20 protein-coding genes are annotated in these 16673 nt (G+C 71.4%); 10 read left to right on the top strand and 10 right to left on the bottom strand.

What is annotated here, in order from left to right; translation table 11 throughout:
* Window positions 1-798: cysteine desulfurase family protein (locus ACE3O1_RS10265; RefSeq protein WP_374314931.1), on the top strand; the 798-nt coding region annotated here is incomplete at its 5' end.
* A 2-nt stretch (window positions 799-800) separates the two neighbouring features.
* Window positions 801-1709 (top strand): glycosyltransferase family 2 protein, encoded by a 909-nt coding sequence (locus tag ACE3O1_RS10260; protein WP_374314934.1) that lies wholly within the window; start codon window positions 801-803, stop codon window positions 1707-1709.
* A 37-nt stretch (window positions 1710-1746) separates the two neighbouring features.
* Here ACE3O1_RS10260 and ACE3O1_RS10255 read toward each other — a convergent pair whose 3' ends face one another.
* Window positions 1747-3774, bottom strand: a complete 2028-nt coding sequence (locus ACE3O1_RS10255; RefSeq protein WP_374314933.1) for an ABC transporter ATP-binding protein — start codon at window positions 3772-3774, stop codon at window positions 1747-1749.
* Between the two features lie 54 nt (window positions 3775-3828).
* On the opposite strand from ACE3O1_RS10255, the gene ACE3O1_RS10250 reads away from it, so the two are divergent.
* The 3 genes from ACE3O1_RS10250 (at window position 3829) to ACE3O1_RS10240 (ending at window position 6428) form a co-directional block, all read left to right on the top strand.
* A complete protein-coding gene (locus ACE3O1_RS10250) occupies window positions 3829-4041 on the top strand; it encodes a hypothetical protein (protein WP_374314930.1) in 213 nt (70 codons plus the stop codon).
* A gap of 202 nt (window positions 4042-4243) precedes the next feature.
* A complete protein-coding gene (locus ACE3O1_RS10245; RefSeq protein ID WP_374314928.1) occupies window positions 4244-5764 on the top strand; it encodes an MDR family MFS transporter in 1521 nt (506 codons plus the stop codon).
* An 85-nt stretch (window positions 5765-5849) separates the two neighbouring features.
* Window positions 5850-6428 (top strand): carboxymuconolactone decarboxylase family protein, encoded by a 579-nt coding sequence (locus ACE3O1_RS10240; RefSeq protein WP_374314927.1) that lies wholly within the window; start codon window positions 5850-5852, stop codon window positions 6426-6428.
* A 26-nt stretch (window positions 6429-6454) separates the two neighbouring features.
* On the opposite strand, the gene ACE3O1_RS10235 is transcribed toward ACE3O1_RS10240, so the two are convergent.
* From ACE3O1_RS10235 to ACE3O1_RS10220, 4 genes are read right to left on the bottom strand one after another with little or no spacing between them, the layout of a single operon-like run.
* A complete protein-coding gene (locus ACE3O1_RS10235) occupies window positions 6455-6958 on the bottom strand; it encodes a hypothetical protein (RefSeq protein ID WP_374314926.1) in 504 nt (167 codons plus the stop codon).
* Between the two features lie 30 nt (window positions 6959-6988).
* Window positions 6989-7111, bottom strand: coding sequence for a hypothetical protein (locus ACE3O1_RS10230; RefSeq protein ID WP_374314925.1), 123 nt, complete (start codon window positions 7109-7111; stop codon window positions 6989-6991).
* A 46-nt stretch (window positions 7112-7157) separates the two neighbouring features.
* Window positions 7158-7991, bottom strand: coding sequence for a DNA-formamidopyrimidine glycosylase family protein (locus tag ACE3O1_RS10225; protein WP_374314924.1), 834 nt, complete (start codon window positions 7989-7991; stop codon window positions 7158-7160).
* 33 nt (window positions 7992-8024) lie between these two features.
* Window positions 8025-8501: a GNAT family N-acetyltransferase gene (locus tag ACE3O1_RS10220; protein WP_374314923.1), complete on the bottom strand. Its 477-nt coding sequence runs from the start codon at window positions 8499-8501 to the stop codon at window positions 8025-8027.
* A 166-nt stretch (window positions 8502-8667) separates the two neighbouring features.
* Between ACE3O1_RS10220 and ACE3O1_RS10215 the strand changes: the two genes are divergently transcribed.
* Window positions 8668-9000 (top strand): ATP-dependent DNA ligase, encoded by a 333-nt coding sequence (locus tag ACE3O1_RS10215; RefSeq protein WP_374314922.1) that lies wholly within the window; start codon window positions 8668-8670, stop codon window positions 8998-9000.
* 52 nt (window positions 9001-9052) lie between these two features.
* Here ACE3O1_RS10215 and ACE3O1_RS10210 read toward each other — a convergent pair whose 3' ends face one another.
* A complete protein-coding gene (locus ACE3O1_RS10210) occupies window positions 9053-10225 on the bottom strand; it encodes an alcohol dehydrogenase catalytic domain-containing protein (protein WP_374314921.1) in 1173 nt (390 codons plus the stop codon).
* A gap of 345 nt (window positions 10226-10570) precedes the next feature.
* On the opposite strand from ACE3O1_RS10210, the gene ACE3O1_RS10205 reads away from it, so the two are divergent.
* Genes ACE3O1_RS10205 through ACE3O1_RS10195 form a run of 3 tightly spaced genes read left to right on the top strand, consistent with a single transcriptional unit; the run spans window position 10571 to window position 12907 of the window.
* Window positions 10571-11515, top strand: a complete 945-nt coding sequence (locus tag ACE3O1_RS10205) for a helix-turn-helix domain-containing protein (RefSeq protein ID WP_374314919.1) — start codon at window positions 10571-10573, stop codon at window positions 11513-11515.
* A 52-nt stretch (window positions 11516-11567) separates the two neighbouring features.
* Complete coding sequence (locus ACE3O1_RS10200; RefSeq protein ID WP_374314918.1) at window positions 11568-12008, top strand: VOC family protein; 441 nt, start codon at window positions 11568-11570, stop codon at window positions 12006-12008.
* Between the two features lie 5 nt (window positions 12009-12013).
* Window positions 12014-12907, top strand: coding sequence for a formylglycine-generating enzyme family protein (locus ACE3O1_RS10195; protein ID WP_374314932.1), 894 nt, complete (start codon window positions 12014-12016; stop codon window positions 12905-12907).
* 4 nt (window positions 12908-12911) lie between these two features.
* Here the strand turns inward: ACE3O1_RS10195 and ACE3O1_RS10190 are convergent, their stop codons facing one another.
* Window positions 12912-13385, bottom strand: a complete 474-nt coding sequence (locus ACE3O1_RS10190; RefSeq protein WP_374314917.1) for a hypothetical protein — start codon at window positions 13383-13385, stop codon at window positions 12912-12914.
* An 89-nt stretch (window positions 13386-13474) separates the two neighbouring features.
* Here ACE3O1_RS10190 and ACE3O1_RS10185 point away from each other — a divergent pair, with 89 nt between their 5' ends.
* Window positions 13475-14218, top strand: a complete 744-nt coding sequence (locus ACE3O1_RS10185) for an EI24 domain-containing protein (protein ID WP_374314915.1) — start codon at window positions 13475-13477, stop codon at window positions 14216-14218.
* Here the strand turns inward: ACE3O1_RS10185 and ACE3O1_RS10180 are convergent.
* The 3 genes from ACE3O1_RS10180 to ACE3O1_RS10170 form a co-directional block, all read right to left on the bottom strand.
* Window positions 14215-14676 (bottom strand): SRPBCC family protein, encoded by a 462-nt coding sequence (locus tag ACE3O1_RS10180; RefSeq protein WP_374314914.1) that lies wholly within the window; start codon window positions 14674-14676, stop codon window positions 14215-14217. The two genes, ACE3O1_RS10185 and ACE3O1_RS10180, sit on opposite strands and share 4 nt — an antisense overlap.
* A 5-nt stretch (window positions 14677-14681) precedes the next feature.
* Window positions 14682-15416 carry a hemerythrin domain-containing protein gene (locus ACE3O1_RS10175; protein WP_374314913.1) on the bottom strand — a complete coding sequence of 245 codons (735 nt, stop codon included), beginning with the start codon at window positions 15414-15416 and terminating at the stop codon, window positions 14682-14684.
* 77 nt (window positions 15417-15493) lie between these two features.
* On the bottom strand, window positions 15494-16462 hold the full coding sequence (locus ACE3O1_RS10170; protein ID WP_374314912.1) for a squalene cyclase: 969 nt from the start codon (window positions 16460-16462) through the stop codon (window positions 15494-15496).
* Window positions 16463-16673: the final 211 nt, after the last annotated feature.

Below are 16673 nucleotides of genomic sequence, written 5' to 3'. Positions count from 1 at the left end.
GACGTCGAGCTCGTGGCGGTCGATCCCCTCGGCCGACTGGCTCCGGATGCCGCGGCCGCCGCCCTCCGAGACGACACGTCGCTGCTCTCCCTCGGCTACGCCAACAACGAGGTCGGCACGGTGCAGGACGTCGCCGCGATCGCCGCCGTCGCGCGGGAGCGCGGTGTGCCCGTGCACGTCGACGCCGTCCAGGCCGCGGGCTGGCTGCCGCTCTCGGCCGCCGCGCTCGGTGTGGACGCCGTCTCGCTCGCCGGGCACAAGCTCGGCGCACCCAAGGGCACGGGAGTGCTCGGCGTGCGCGGCCGCGTGCCTCTGGAGCCGCTCCTGCACGGCGGCGGCCAGGAGCGCGGCCGACGCAGCGGCACCGAGAACGTCGCCGGCGCCGTGGGCCTCGCGACCGCGCTCGAACTCGCCGAGGCGGCACGTGAGGAGGCATCCGCCCGCGTCGGCGCGCTCCGCGACCGGTTCGTGACGCAGGTGCTCGCGGCCGTGCCGGCCGCAGCCCTGACCGGGGATCCCGTCCACCGCCTCCCCGGCACGGCGAGCTTCACGTTCGCGGGGACGTCCGGCGAGGCGGTGCTGCTGGAGCTCGAGCGCCGCGGCATCGTGTCATCGAGCGGATCCGCCTGCGCCGCGGGCAGCGACGAGCCCTCGCACGTGCTCGTGGCGATGGGGATCGACCCCGAGGTCGCCCGGACGGCGGTCCGGTTCACGTTCCCGGCCTCGCTCGATCAGCCGCTCGATGCCGTCGCCGACGCGGTCGCCGCCTCCGTCTCCGCGGTACGATCGGGCGGGTGAGCCTGTCGCCCGCGCCGCCCGTCGTGACCGTGATCGTCCCCGGGTTCGAGGTGGCGGAGTACGCGCAGGAAGCGCTCGATTCCCTCCGCGCCCAGACGCTCACGGCCTGGACGGCGATCCTCGTCGACGACGCCTCGACCGACGGCACCGGCGCGATCTTCGACGCCGCGGCCGCGGCGGATCCTCGATTCACCGTGGTCCGCCACGCGACCCGACGAGGACTCGGAGCGGCGCGCAATACCGGCATCGACCTGGTGCGGACGCCCTTCGTCGCGTTCCTCGACGCGGACGACCGCTACACGCCGCGCGCGCTCGAAAGGCTCGTGGGCACGATCGAGCGCACCGGCAGCGAGTTCGCCGTCGGAGCCTACGTACGACTGCGGCCCACCCCGGACGGTGACTACGTCGCCGGGCCCGTGCAGCCGTGGGTCGCCGCCGCGACGGACCCCGAGCGGCTCGGGACCACGCTGGCGGACCACCCCGAGGCATCCGGCAACATCGTCGCCTGGTCGAAGGTGAGCCGGCTGGACTTCTGGCGCCGGGAGGGCCTGCGGTTCCCGGTCGGCAGGGCGTACGAGGACCAGATCCTCGCCCAGCGGATGTACGTGCGCGCCCGGGCGTTCGACGTCATCCCCGACGTGGTCGTGGAATGGCGCGAGCGCGCGGACGGCTCGTCGATCACCCAGCACAAGGCGGAGCTGCCGGTGCTGCGGGACTACCTCGAGGCCCTCTCCGGCGGGATCGCCGAGTTGGATGCCGCGGGTCACGGTCGTGCCGCCGCATCCCGTGTCCGCCTCATCGAGACGCTGGATCTGCCCCCGCTCGCGGAGATCGCGCGGGATCACCCCGACGAGGAGTACCGGCGCGCCCTCGGCGCCTTCACTCGCACGCTCGCCGCACGACCCTCCTGACCGGGGCCCCCGCCCCGGCGAGTCAGGCGCGCGCTCTTCAGGTGCCCGGGACCTCGGGGGTCGGCACCCACGGGGCGAGAGGGGCCGGGACAGCGGCGGGAGCGGGCCGAGGCTCCGCGGGAGGGCGGTCGGCCCGGCGGTCGGGGTGATCCGCGGGCTCGTCCGACTCCTCGGCCTCGAGGATCCTCGAGGCCGCGAGCTGCTGTGCCGCGAGCTCCGCGTACAGCCCGTCCTGCTCGATGAGGACGGCGTGGGTGCCGGACTCCACGATGCGGCCGGCCTCGATCACGTGGATGACATCGGCGGCGATCACCGTCGACAGGCGGTGAGCGATCGTCAGGGTCGTGCGGCCGCGGGCCGCGGCGTCCAGGGCCACCTGCACCACCCCCTCCGACACCGTGTCCAGCGCCGACGTCGCCTCGTCGAGCAGGAGGACCGGCGGATCCTTGAGCAGTACGCGAGCGATCGCGATGCGCTGCTTCTCGCCGCCCGACAGCCGGTATCCGCGCTCGCCCACGACGGTGTCGTAGCCGAGATCGAACCCCTCGATGATGTGATGGATGTTCGCCGCGCGGCACGCGGCCTCGAGCTCGGCATCCGTGGCCTCGGGCTTCGCGTACCGCAGGTTCTCGCGGATCGTGGCGTGGAAGAGGTAGGTCTCCTGCGACACGATGCCGACCTGGTCGATGATCGACTCGTGCTGCAGGCGGCGGACGTCCTCGCCCGCGAACAGCACGGCGCCCTCGGATGCCTCGTACATGCGCGGCGTCAGGTAGAGGACCGTGGTCTTTCCCGCTCCGGAGGGACCGACGAACGCGACGTGCTGCCCCGGCTCGGCCGTGAAGGAGAGGCCCTGGAGCGTCGGGCGGGCGCCGGGCGCGGCATCCGGATACCGGAACACGACGTCGCGGAACTCGATGCGCCCGAGGGGCCCGGGCGCCTGCTCGACCGGGATGGCGTCGGGGGCGTCGCGGATGGCCGGCTCGAGGTCGAGGTACTCGAAGATGCGCGCGAACAGGGCCGCGGAGGTCTGCAGATCGAGGCTCACCCGCATGAGGCCCATCAGCGGCATGAGCAACCGGGCCTGCACCGTGGTGAAGGCGACGACGGTTCCCGCCGTGATGACGGCGTCGCCGCCGGTGATGAAGTACCCGGCGACGAGGTAGATGACGGCGGGCACGCTCGCCATCAGCACCTGCACCACGGCGAAGAATCCCTGGCCGCTCATCGCCCGCCGCACCTGCAGGCGCACCTGATTGCGGTTCTCGTCCGCGTACCGGGCTGACTCCGCGCGCTGCCGGTTGAACGACTTGGAGAGCAGGATGCCCGAGACGCTCAGGGTCTCCTGGGTGATGGCGGTGAGCTCGGACAGCGACTCCTGCGTCTCGCCCGCGATGCGTGCGCGGACCTGGCCGACGCGGCGCTGCACGAGCACGAGGATCGGCATCATGACCACCGCGATGAGCGTCAGCCGCCAGTCGATGATGATCATGGCCACGAGCGATGCGCTCACCGTCACCGCATTGCCCAGGATGCTCGTGAAGGTGTTCGTGAGGACGCCCGAGACGCCGCCGACGTCGTTCTGCAGCCGCGACTGGATCACGCCGGTCTTGGTGCGCGTGAAGAAGGCCAGCTCCATCGACTGCAGATGGTCGAACAGCGTCACCCGCAGGTCGCCCGTGACCTTGTTGCCGATCGTCGAGGTGAACCACGTCTGCAGCACGCCGAGGCCCGCCGACACGAGGAACAGCAGCACCATCAGTGCGACGAGCCGCCACAGCAGCGGGATGTCCGGCGGCGAGCCGTCCGTGGGGAACAGCGCGTCGTCGAAGATCCGCTGCACGATCAGCGGCGGGATCACCGCGATGCCCGCGCCCACGACGACGAGGATCGCCGTGAAGACGAGCGCCCATCGGTAGGGACGGAACAGCGCCACGACCCGCCGTCCGAGGTGCGGGATCTTCGGTGCGGCGGCGTTGATGCGCTTCTGGGCCTCGATGTCGACGCCGCGGAAGCCCGGGTGGCCACCCCCACCCCCGCCGCCGCCCCCGCCTCCGCCGCGCATGCTCACCCTCACGAGACTACTGACGGCCCGAGCCTCCGGGGCTAGGCTTGCGCCATGACCTCGACGCCCGAAACCCCCGCCCACGACGGCTCCGACCTGGCAGCCCTCCGCGAGGAGATCGACGAGCTGAAGGCGATCCCCGAGGAGGAGCTGCTCAACCCGCTCCCCCACGCCGTCGAGGAGCGCGAGCCCACGCCGCATTCGACGGACGCGATCGGATCCGAGAAGTGGGACCGCCCCGCGTCCGAGGAGACGCTCGAGAACTGACGCCGTTCTCGCGGAGGCGCTCCGCCCCCTGACGAGAAGCCGGAGAGATCCGGTCCACGCGGGAATGTCGTGTCCGACCCCGCCGTTATCCTGATGAATCGCCGTGTCCGCACGGCTCTCTCGCCATCCGCTCTCGGCCGATCGCTCGCCGGCTCCGCATGGCCGATCCCTCGCCCTTCCGACCTCATAGAGGAGACGACCTATGGCCGCCACCGACATGCATCCCGCCACCGACGGCATCCGCACCGCGGACGTCGCCGCGACTCCTAAGCTCGGCCCCCGCGAGAGCCGGGTCATCTGGCTGCTCCTCGCCGCCGCCTTCGTCGCGATCCTCAACGAGACGACGATGGGCGTGGCGATCCCCCACCTCATCACCGATCTCGGCATCACCGCGCTCTCCGCACAGTGGCTGACCACGGCGTTCATGCTGACGATGGCCGTCGTCATCCCGATCACGGGCTTCCTGCTGCGTCGCTTCACCACCCGCACGATGTTCATCGCCGCCATGGGATTGTTCTCGCTGGGCACGCTCATCGCGTTCCTGTCGCCGGGGTTCACGATGCTGCTCGTCGCTCGCGTGGTGCAGGCGTCCGGCACCGCGATCATGATGCCGCTGCTCATGACGACCCTCATGACCGTCGTGCCTGCAGCCATCCGGGGCCGCATGATGGGCCGCGTCAGCATCGTGATCTCGCTCGCCCCGGCGATCGGCCCGACCCTGGCCGGCGCGATCCTCAACAACTTCGAGTGGCGCTGGATCTTCGGCATCGTGCTCCCGATCGCGGTCGTGGCCCTCTTCGTCGGCGCCCGCTGGATCCACAATCTCGGGGAGACGACGCACGCGCCCATCGACGTGCTGTCGGTGATCCTGTCCGCGCTCGGCTTCGGCGGCCTCGTGTTCGGCCTCAGCCAGCTCGGCGCGGGCGGGCACGGCAGCGGGGCCGAGGCCGCGGCGGCGACGGCCATGTCCACCACGACGCTGGTCGTCTCGCTGTCCATCGCCGTCGTGGCGCTGGGTCTGTTCGGCTGGCGTCAGGTCGTGCTGCAGCGCACCGACGACGCCCTGCTCGATCTGCGCGTCTTCCGCAGCGTGAACTTCTCGCTGTCGATGGTGCAGATGGTGCTCATGTCGATGGCGTTCTTCGGAGCGATCACGGTGGTGCCGCTGTACCTGCAGAACGTGCTGGGCGTCGACGCACTCACCACCGGACTCGTGGTCCTGCCGGGTGCGCTCGCCATGGGCCTCGCGGGTCCGTTCATCGGCCGCATCTACGACCGCTGGGGCACGACCGTGCTGCTGGTCCCGGGCGCCGTGATCACGAGCGCGATGCTCTGGTTCTACACGACGTTCGGCGTCGACACCCCGGTGTGGCTCGTCGCGATCGCGCAGACCGTGCTGTCGCTGGGTCTCGCCCTGTCGTTCACCCCGCTGTTCACGGCATCGCTCGCCTCCCTGCAGCCGAAGTTCTACTCGTACGGCTCGGCCGTCGTCGGCACCGCGCAGCAGGTGGCAGGGGCCGCCGGCATCGCGCTCATGTTCGGCGTCATGGCTGCGGCGTCGTCCGCGGCCTCGGAGTCGGGAGCCGATGAGCTCGCGGCGAGCGCCGCGGGCATGCACGCCGCCTTCCTCACCGCCGCCCTCCTGTCGCTTCCGCTGCTGGTCGGGGCCTTCCTCATCCGCAAGCCCGCCGACCAGCCGATGGGCGCACCCGCCGCGCACTGATCCGGCCGGTATCACGCGGATGCCCCGCCCCCTCGACGTGGGGCGGGGCATCCGCGATTCTGGGGGAAGCGGACGGAGGCAGCCCATGATCGTCGACACACCGGAGCTCTCCTCGGCGACGGGCCACGTCGCCGCCATGTACCGGGAGGACCTTGACGCGGACGGCCGCGTCTACGCGCACACGCGTGCGATGGCCGTCAACCCCGAGGCGCATGAGGCCTTCGAGGCGCTGCTGGGCGCGATCACGCCGTCGATCGGACTGCGCACCTACGAGCTCGCGACCCTCGGCGCCGCACGCGCGATCGGGTCGCCGCACTGCCTTCTCGCGCACGGTCGCAAGACGCTGCGCGCCGGGCTCGTGGACGAGGAGCAGCTCGATCGACTCGCCCGCGACTACACCGACGCCGACCTGAGCGAAGCCGATGTCGCCGTCATGGCGTTCGCGGAGCGGGTCTCGGTCGACCCGCGTTCGATGACGGATGCGGACTCCCGGCGCCTGCGCGAGCTCGGGTTCTCCGATCGCCAGATCGTGGACATCGCGCTCGCGGCGGCGGCGAGGAACTTCCTCAGCAGAGCCCTGCTCGCCCTCGCCGTGCCGGTGGACGAGGTCCCGGGCCTCACGCCCGCCCTCGTGGATGCGCTGCTCTCGCCCCTCGAAAGGTGAGCAGACCGCCTGAGCGCGGGCCGGGTTCAGTGGTGGATGACGGCCTTGAGCAGGATGAGCAGGCCGCCGAAGGCCGCGGTGACGGTCGCGCTCAGCAGCCTCGGCCACCAGTGCGTGCTCCATCTGGCGACGGCGATCCAGCCGAGTGCGCCCAGGGTCACGGTGTTCACGATGAGAGCGATCCACAGCGCCGTGTCGTCCTCGACGACGCGGGTGGCGCCCAGCAGGAGGACGAGGAGCGGCGCCACGGCGGCGATGACCATGCCCGATGACTGCCGTGCGGCCGATGCGAAGCTCGCCCGCAGTCCCGCGTGACCGTCGGTCGCGGCGAGGCGGCCGAGGGTGCCGGCGTAGACGTGCGCGGCGAAGAACACCAGCACCGTCACCAGGACGGTCACGAACGCGGCCCAGGAGCTTCCGCCGGCACTGACGACGATCATGCCCGACACCAGGATGAGGCCGTAGATGGCCTCCTCGGTCATGAGCACGCGTGCGACGCGCGGCGTGATGTGCAGCTGATCGTCGGTCATCGCAAGGTCAGCCTCTCGCGCGGACAGGGCTCAGACGGTGCTGCAGCTGCCGCCGCCGCAGCACGACCCGGCGGACTCGACGACGGTGAGGAGGTTCTTCTCGTCGGAGACGGGCTGGAGGGTCGTCGTGGCGGGCGTCTGCGAAGTCGTCATGCCGCCCATGCTACCCGCGTGAGCGGCGACCGAGCCGCACACCGGCTCACAGCGCGGCGCCGCCGGTCTGGCACGTGGGACAGTACTGCGCCGTCGTGCCGCCGAACGAGAAGTCACGGATCGTGTCGGCGCACACCGGGCATGCCTCGCCGGCGCGTCCGTGCACGCGCATCGCCGCGACCTTCGCCGCCTTGAGCTCGTGAATGGGGATGCCCCGCCGTGCGTCGATCGCGCCGCGCACGGTCTGCACGATCGCCGTGTACAGACGGTCGTGAGCGGCGTCATCGAGCGCGGCGGCATGGATGACCGGCGACGTCTGGGCGGCGTGCAGGATCTCGTCGGAGTACGCGTTCCCGATGCCCGCGAGGGACTCCTGTTCCTGGAGGATCGCCTTCAGCTGCTTGCGCCGGCCGCCCAGCGCGGCTTCGAGGTCGGCGCGTGAGAACGCCGGGTGCGCCGGGTCGGGTCCGAGTTTGGCGATCGCGGGGACGGCCATGGCGTCGTCGACGACGTGGAGCCCCAGCGACACCCAGGTGCCGGCATCCGTCACCTCCAGCACCCCGCCGTCGTCGAAGGCGAACTCCGCGAGCGCGGGTGGCGCGTCGGCCGACGACGGGGCCTCGTCGCCGGGCTCGCGCCAGCGCATCCAGCCGTGGCGACCGAGCGACACGACCAGTGTCGTCTCTTCGCCGAGAGCCAGCGCGACATGCTTGCCGTGCCGACTGGCACCGGTGACCTGCGCGCCCACGAGCGTCGACGGCGGCGATTGGCGCGTCTTCACCGTTCGGAACTCGAGCACGTCGACGCCGCCGATGCGGCGACCCGTCGGGCGTTCGCCGAGGAACTCGACGAGGGCCTGGACTTCCGGCGACTCCGGCATGCCACCATCCTGGCACCGCCCGCCGACATCGGCTCAGCCGAGGGGCTTGCGCAGGAAGACCTGCTCGATGCCGTCGTCCCCCTGCACGCGGGTCGTCTCGCGGTAGCCGGTGCGCTCGTACAGGCGCAGGTTGGCCTCGCTGAGCGATCCCGTGAACAGCTCAGACTCGCGGCATCCGGCATCGCGTCCGCGCTGCTCGACCGCTTCGAGCAGGCGACTGCCGATGCCGCGCCCCTGCACGTCGGGCGCGATGGCGAGCCGTCCCACCAGCAGGAGGTCGCCGTCGGCGCGGGCGCGCACGGCCCCCAGCATCCGCCCGTTCTCCCGGGCCACGCAGCCGAGGTTCTCCACGAGCTCGGCGCGGATCTCGTCGAAGGTCTGGGTCAGCGGCGGCATCTGCACGCTGTCGTAGATCAGCGCCTCCTGCACGAAGGCGGCGCGCTGGAGCGTCAGCGTCTCACCGGCGTCGTCGGGACGGATGGGGAGGATCTCGAGGGCATCGTCGGGCACCTCCCCTGTATACGACGCCCCACCCCCGCGGTGGAAGCCCTGGACACCGGACGACGGACCCGCCACGATGCGCCCGTACCCGCGGCCCCGAGGGGTGTCAAGCCCGTGGCGGCGCCCCGCTCCTGCGAGGAACGTGGTGTCGACCGTTCGATGCTCGGAGGCCACCATGGGCAAGTTCATCTACGACGGGACCGTGAAGGTCGATTTCGACGACCGCACCCTCGCCCACCTGCAGCTGGTGATCAGCACGAAGCTCCGCCGCGGCGAGCCCTTCGCCTTCAGCTGGAAGGACGACGCGAGCATCGGCGACGGCCGGACCACGGTGTGGGTGCACCCGCGGTGCGCTCTCGTGTACAAGTACTACGGCGGCCGCAAACCCCGCCTCAACCACGCGTGGGTGGATGCCCTGGCGTTCACGGCGAACTCGCCGAGCGGCCTCTACCTCGTGCCCGAGCCGCCCGAGCGCGTCGGCGCCGCGACCGGCGACCACGTCATCTGACCGGCGGCATCGGAGCCTGGCTGCCTCATGAAGTGATCCCGGATGCCGCTCCTCACGCCGGGCTCAGCACCACCTTGATGCAGCCGTCGTCCTTCTTCTGGAATGTCTCGTAGAGGGCCGGCGCGTCGTCGAGGCCGCCACGGTGCGTGACGAGGTCGTCGAGTCCGAACGGATCCGCCTCGTCTCGCACGAGCGGGAGCAGGTCATCGATCCATCGCTTCACGTTGCACTGGCCCATCCGCAGGGTGAGCTGCCGATCGAACATGGTCTTCATCGGGAGAATGTCGCCGTCCCCCGCATACACCCCGCTGATCGACACGGTGCCGCCGCGACGGACCACGTCGATCGCGCTGTAGAGCGCGGCGAGCCGGTCGATTCCGGCGCGCTCCATCATGGGCCGCGCGACGGCATCCGGCATGACCCCGATGAGCTTGTGCGCGGCGGAGGCCAGTGTGCTCCCGTGCGCCTCGAGTCCGACCGCATCGATCGCGGCGTCGGCTCCCCGCCCGTCCGTCGCGGCGAGCACGCGCTCGATGTCGTCGTCGCCCTCCCAGGCCTCGACGCCGTGCCGGGCCGCCATCTCGCGACGCTCCGGAACGGGATCGATCGCGATCACGCGGTGTCCCCGAGCCGCAGCGATCCGCGACGTCAGCTGCCCGACGGGGCCGAGCCCCAGCACGACGACGGTGCCCGGCTCCGAGAGGCCTGCGTACTCGACGGCCTGCCACGCGGTCGGAAGGATGTCACTGAGGAAGAGATAGCGCTCGTCGGGGAGGTCGGTGTCGACCGGAATCGTGTTGTAGTCGGCGAACGGCACGCGAAGCAGCTCCGCCTGGCCGCCCGGCACCTGCCCGTAGAGCTTGGTGTACCCGAACAGCGACGCTCCGGTGCCGTAGTCGCGGTTCTGGGTGGTCTCGCACTGCGACTGGAGGCCGCGTCGACACATGAAGCAGGTTCCGCAGGCGATGTTGAACGGGACCACCACCCGCTGCCCGGGACGCAGCGCAACCGCCGCGCCGACCTCCTCGACCACGCCCATCGCCTCATGACCGAGGATGTCACCGCGGTCGATGAACGGCCCGAACAGCTCGTACAGGTGCAGGTCGGATCCGCAGATCGCGGTCGAGGTGATGCGGACGACGGCGTCCGTGGGCTCGAGGATGCGGGGATCCGGCACTTCGGAGACGGCGACATCCCGCCTCCCCTGCCAGGTCACGGCACGCACGGGCAGCCCGCCTTCTCGTCGGATCGGACCACGGACAGAGTCGAACGGCTCATGCGGATACCTCCTGTCACGAGCTTCCAGGCGAGCGCATCGGAGGCGCAGGGGGTTGACAGCGATCGGGAGATGCGACAGCCCGGGCTCGTACGACGCGCGACTACTACTTGACGCGCATGGGCAAGTCAACCCCCTTCACGGATTCACATTTTCGACGGATGCTGTCCTGCTTCCCCGTAGGTCCCCCCGGAGTATTCACGTGCAGCACCCTGTCCTCGCCCTCTGTGCGGGCGTGTCCCGTTCGGCGCGCCGCGCCCCCGTGTCCGCGTCCCCCCTGTCGGGGCCCGCGCAGTGACGGCCGGCGCGATCCGCTGGCAGTCCGCGCGGACGTCGAGCCTCGCCGAGGCGCAGCGGTCGATGACCGACCTCTACTCGACGCCGATGGATCTCGCCGCTACCCCTGACCGACGGTTCGGCTTCGCGATGTCGGCGGCCAGCGACGAGTCGGTCTCGGTCGCGTCGCTGCGATTCGAGGGACGGTGCCGATCGGGTGCGGAGTCCTTCGACGACGTCATGATCGCGCACGCCGTGCGAGGAACCCACCGCTGGCGCGTCGGCGAGGAACGGGGGAACGGGTCCGTGCCGTTTCTGATTCCTCCCGGCGTGGAGATGCGGGTGGAGTTCACGAGCGCCCACATCCGCACGGTGGGGCTCGACACGACGTACGTGCGAGAGGTCGCGGAGTCGCTGAGCGGCACGCCGGACGCGGCTCTCCGCGTGGACGGCGTCAATACGCACCGCCGTCACCCCGCTCTCGTGGGCGAGGCCGTCGCGAGCCTCGAGGCGATGATGTCGGAGGCGACTCTGCGCGATGCCCCCCTCGTGCGCGCACAGATGCGTCGGCATGCCGTGGTCTCGATCCTCAGCTCGTACCCGCTCGTCGACCTCGAGCGACGGCCGGATCGCGGCATCCAGTCCCGCCGCGTCCGGCTCGCGATCGCGTTCATGGAGGCGCATGCGCACGAGCCGATCACGGTCGGCGACGTCGCTCTGGCCGCCGCGACGACGACGAGGTCCCTGCAGGCCGCATTCCGCCGCGCGTACGACATGACGCCGATGCAGTACCTCCGGCGGCTGCGGCTGCGGCTGGCGCGCGAGGAGCTGCTGGCCTCCACGGACCCGCGGCTGTCCGTGCGCGACGCCGCGTTCCGGTGGGGATTCGCCCATCCCGGCCGGTTCGCGCAGCAGTACGCCGCCGCGTTCGGCGAGCACCCCTCGACGACGCTCCGCCGGTAGGCCGCGGACCGCGAGCCTCGCCTCTGCGCATCCCACGCCGTAGCATCACGCCATGGGCGTGCGCAGTCTGGAACACATCGGCCTCATCGTCCGGGACCTCGACAGGGTCGCGGACTTCTTCGAGCTGCTCGGGTTCGACATCGGCGAGCGGGCGACGGTGGGCGGCGAGTGGGCCGATCGCGTGAACGGGCTCACGGGCACGAAGGTGGAGATGGTGTTCGTGACGGCGCCGGACGGCTCCGGGGCGATCGAGCTGTCGCGCATGCTCTCGCCCGCGACCGTCGAGGAGCCGGCCGCTCTGCCGGCCGACGCCCTGGGCCTGCGCCACCTCGCCTACCGCGTGGACGGGCTGGAGCCCCTGCTCGAACGCGTGCGCGAGGCGGGATACGACCTCGTCGGGGAGGTCGTGAACTACGACGACGTCTGGCTGGTCTGCTACGTCCGCGGGCCCGAGGGACTCATCGTGGAGCTCGGCGAGCGCCTCGCACCGTGAGCGACATGGTGCTCCTGCCCGGCGGAACCTTCACGATGGGCAGCGACGTGTTCTATCCCGACGAGCGGCCCGCGCACGAGGCATCCGTCGACGCGTTCTGGATGGATCGGCATCCCGTCACCAATGCGGAGTTCGAGCGCTTCGTGGGTTCGACCGGGTATGTGACGGTGGCCGAGCGCGCACTCGAGGAGGCCGACTTCCCCGGAACGGCGGCGGAGGATCTCGCCCCCGGCTCGCTCGTGTTCTCGCCGACGCCGGGTCCGGTGGACCTGGGCGACTGGCGCCAGTGGTGGCGGTGGCAACCCGGCGCATCCTGGCGGCATCCCGAGGGTCCGGGCTCCTCGATCCACGACCGGGCTGGCCACCCCGTGGTGCACGTGGCGTTCGCGGATGCCGCTGCCTACGCGGCGTGGGCGGGCAAGCGTCTGCCGACCGAGGCCGAAGCCGAGTACGCCGCGCGCGGCGGAACGACGGACGGCGCGTTCGCGTGGGGTGAGGAGGCGTTCCCCGGCGGCGAACCGCGCGCGCACACGTGGATCGGCCGCTTCCCCTACGAGCTCCGCGGCGCGCACGCCGGCCGGGCGGCGCCCGTGGGCTCGTTCGCGCCGAACGGCTACGGCCTCGTGGACACCATCGGCAACGTGTGGGAGTGGACGACGGACTACTACGCGCCGCGGCACCGTTCGGGCGTGGGGCCCCGCCGCCCCCCCGGGCGGGCCCCGAGGCGATCCCCCGCGCGCGCCGCGCCCGGGGGGCGCGGGGCGCCGCGCGTGCTGAAGGGCGGGTCGCACCTGTGCTCGCCCGACTACTGCCTGCGCTTCCGCCCGGCGGCGCGGTCGCCGCAGGCCGAGGACTCCTCGACCACGCACATCGGGTTCCGCTGCGCCCGCGACGCGTGAGCGCCTAGTCGGCGATCTGCATCGTCTCCGGGAGCGTGTCGCCGCTGTCCCGCACCACGCGGCGGAACTCGTCGCCGTCGCGCACGTAGATGCCGGCCACGGCGCCCGTGACGAAGTACTGCGTCGCGGCATCGCCGGGCAGCATCGTCGGCGTGAGGAAGAGCGCGTACTGCGCGCCGCGCACCAGTCTGGGGTCGGTCGTCTGGCGTACGTCGATCACGTCGCCGGGCTCGATCGTGCTCGCTCCGCCCTCGACGGCGGCGCCGAGCTGGGGATTCGTCGGTGCGCTTTCGACCAGGATCGACGAGATGGTCGCGTCGCCGTCGGTGCGCTGGAGCCCCACGGCCCCGACGACGATCGCGGAACTGTCCGCGGCGAGCGCGTCGATGCTGTCGTACAGCGTGTGGCGGCTGCCCGACGAGGCGCTCGTGCACGAGGCCAGCAGACACGCGGCTGCGAGCACGCCTGCCACGGACATCGCTCGTCTTCGCATCGCACCCCCTGCTCCATCGCCGGTGATGTGGCAACCCTACCCGCGGTCGCCTCCGGCCCGCCTAAGCTGAGCCGATGCGCGAATTCTTCCGGGGAGTCGGCCTGCTCGGGCGGGGCTTCGCCTACTGGCGGAGGCGCCCGGGGCTCATGGCGCTGGGGCTCGTCCCCGCGGCGATCGTCGGCGCGCTCTTCCTCGCCGGTCTCGTCACCCTCGGAGCATTCCTCCCGGCCCTCACCGAGGCGATGACGCCGTTCGCCGACGCGTGGCCCGGGATCTGGGCGACCGTGATCCGGGTGACGGTGGGCACGGCCGTGTTCGCCGCGGCCCTGGTCCTCGTCGCCGTGTCGTTCACGGCCATCACGCTCGTGGTCGGCGACCCGTTCTACGAGCGGATCTGGCGGGCGGTGGAGGCGGATGCGGGTGCGCCCGTCGCCGAAGTCCCGTACGGGTTCTGGGCCTCGGTGAGAGACGGCCTGTGGCTTGTCGTCCGCGGCATCGGGATCGCCGTCCTCGCGACGCTCATCGCCCTCATCCCCGCGCTCGGCGGCATCCTCAGCACGGTCTTCGCGGTGTCCTGCACCGGGTGGCTGATCGCCGACGAGCTCACCTCCCGCGCTCTGACCGCACGCGGCCTGTCGGCGCGGGAGCGACGGGTGCTCATGCGAGGGAACCGCGGACGGATGCTGGGATTCGGCGTGGCCACGCAGCTGTGCTTCATGGTCCCGCTCGGCGCCGTCGTCACGATGCCCGCCGCCGTCGCCGGCGCAACGCTCCTCGGCCGCCACGCAGCCGGACACCCGGCGGAGACGGCCGGCTAGTCGCGGCTCACGCGGACGGACGGGTGCTCCGCATCGAGCACCCGTGTGAGCCCGCGGAAGTCGCGCATCAGGATCTGCCGCCAGGCGAAGCCCGGCAGGAGCCCCGTCAGTGCCAGCCACCCCGCGATATCGCCCTCGTAGACCGCGTGCACGCGCGTGCCGCCCTGCTCCGGCGTGCACACGTACTCGACCCGCGAGTTCCACGGCGCCGTCGAGTGCCAGACGACGCGCTCGGGCGGTTCGATCGCGTCCAGCACGTCGGCGAAGCGCACGCGGAAGGGCCCGATGCGGTCCACGGCCCACCAGCGGCTGCCGACCTCCGGCGCCCCCGTTCCGATGCGCTGCCGGAATGCCACCGCGGGTGCGAACGCGGGCCAGCGAGCGGGATCGGCGAGGTACGGGTAGACGCGTTCGGGCGGATGCGGCAGGTGCGTATCGAGTACGACGCGCTTCCACATCGTCGTCACACCATCGCCGGAACCGGACGGTCGGGGTAGAGGTCGCGCATCGCGCGGTCGTACTGCCGCTTCAGCAGCAGGGCGTAGAGGAGCCGGATGGGAGCGGGGATGTTCGCCCGCATCCAGTCGTCCCGCTCGTCCTCGGGGACGCTCGCGATGAGCAGTCCGGCCTGCAGCGCCATGATGTCGCTGCCGAGGTCCTTCCGGTGCTTCGCCAGGGTCGCTCGCGTGTGCTCCTCCATCCAGTCCCATTCCTGCTGCGACAGCACGGCGCTCGCGACCGGCATGATCTCGTACTCCTCCTGCGCCAGGTGCACCACGAGGGTGTCGCGGAGAGCGTCGATGTCGCGTGCGAAGGCCTCGCCGCGGACGGGATCGGCCGTCGCGACCCACGGCTCGAGCTGGGGCTCGATGCGGGCGAGGTGCGCTGCGACCTCCGCATGCTGCGCGCGCATCTGGTCGACGTGCAGCGCGCACCCGGGTTCGCGGTCGGCGAGCTTGTCCCACAGCGCCAGGTCCTCGGTCTCGTGGTGCATGTGCAGGGCGAAGAAGTCGAGATGGGCGTAGCGACCGACGATCGCGGCGCGCGCGGTGTCACCGGGCGTCACATCCCGGATGAGCGGCGGCAGCTCGCGATAGAGCCATCGGAAGATGCGGTGCACGAGGATGAGCCCCGACGTGTCGCAGCCGGGCTCCTGGCCCTCGGGCATCTCGCCGGACGAAGGCAATCTGGTGACCATCTCCACCCCCAGTGGTGGCGTCCTGCCGATGCCGAACGATACACCCGGTACCGGGGTCGGCACACCACCCCCGCACGTCAGTGCGCGGTGTCCCACCAGTCCAGGACGCGCACGCCCATCATCGTCAGCCACTTCGACGGCTCGCCCTCGGCCACGTCGACGTCGAACCACGTGCGTCCTGCGAGCGGCGTGGTCTGGAGCCAGGTTCCATCGCTCTGGCGCGCGGCGCGCACGAGTCCGATCGCATCCGCGAGCCGCGGGTCGGGCGCCGTGCCGTCGTGCAGGGCGGCGGCACGGAAGTAGTCCAGGGCGAACAGGGCGCTGTAGCGGTGCCGGTTCGGATACACGAACCGCTCGACGAAGGGCCCCACCTGCTCGCCGGTCGACGCGCGGTACAGGAGTCGCCGCTCGAGCAGGTACTCCTCGCCGCGCCGGCGGGAGGCGCGCAGGCTCTCGTCTGCGGTGAGCTGCTCGTACTCGAGCATCCCGCGCAGCGCGTTGAGCGTGGAGTGGAACGACGAGCGCGTCGAGTCGCCCTCCTCCGCCTCGCAGTTCCAGCCGCCGTCGGAGAGCTGGTGGGCGGGGAACCATTCCACGAGCTTGGAGACATCCGCGCCGAGCCAGGCACCCGTGGCGAGGGTGTAGGAGTTGATGCAGACGTCGATCTCGCCGCCCCAGTACGGCAGGTCGTCGTAGTCCCAGCGGCTGTTCGCGTCGAGTCTGGCTGCCGTGTCACCGAGGGCCGCGGCATCCGCACCCCACTCGCGGAGGTCCCGCAGCACCCAGGTCGTGGCGATCCACGGCTGACCGGGCTGCTCCGGCTCGTCGCTGTCGAAGAAGCCGGCGGGGAAGAACGACCCGCCCGCCCATTGGCCGTCGGGATCCTGCTGCGTGAGCAGCGCGGCGCCGAACCCCTCGGTCGTGACGCGGGCGCGCGTGGCCTGCCACACCGCGGGCGGCGCACTCAGCACATCGCGCTCGACCTGCCACTGCAGGGCGGGGTCGGAGTGGAGGAGCCAGTCGCGAAGTTCCGGAGAGATCGCCATGCGCTGCACGCTAGCGGGCGCCGGCGACATCCTCAGTCCCAGTCGAGGTACTCCTCGATGATCACCGCGGTCTCGATCGGGTCAGTGGAGGGGAAGAGGTGGCCGTGTCCGGCCAGCGTCTTGACGCTCGCGCGCTCGGGGGCGGTCGCCTGCAGTCGCTCGCCGTTCGCCGGTGCGGTCACGTCGTCGTCGGATCCCTGAACGATCAACA

It is taken from the genome of Microbacterium sp. (assembly GCF_041909575.1).
Lineage (GTDB): Bacteria > Actinomycetota > Actinomycetes > Actinomycetales > Microbacteriaceae > Microbacterium.
Note: the sequence above shows the minus strand (reverse complement) of the source record. Positions and strands in the feature narration are given on the sequence as shown.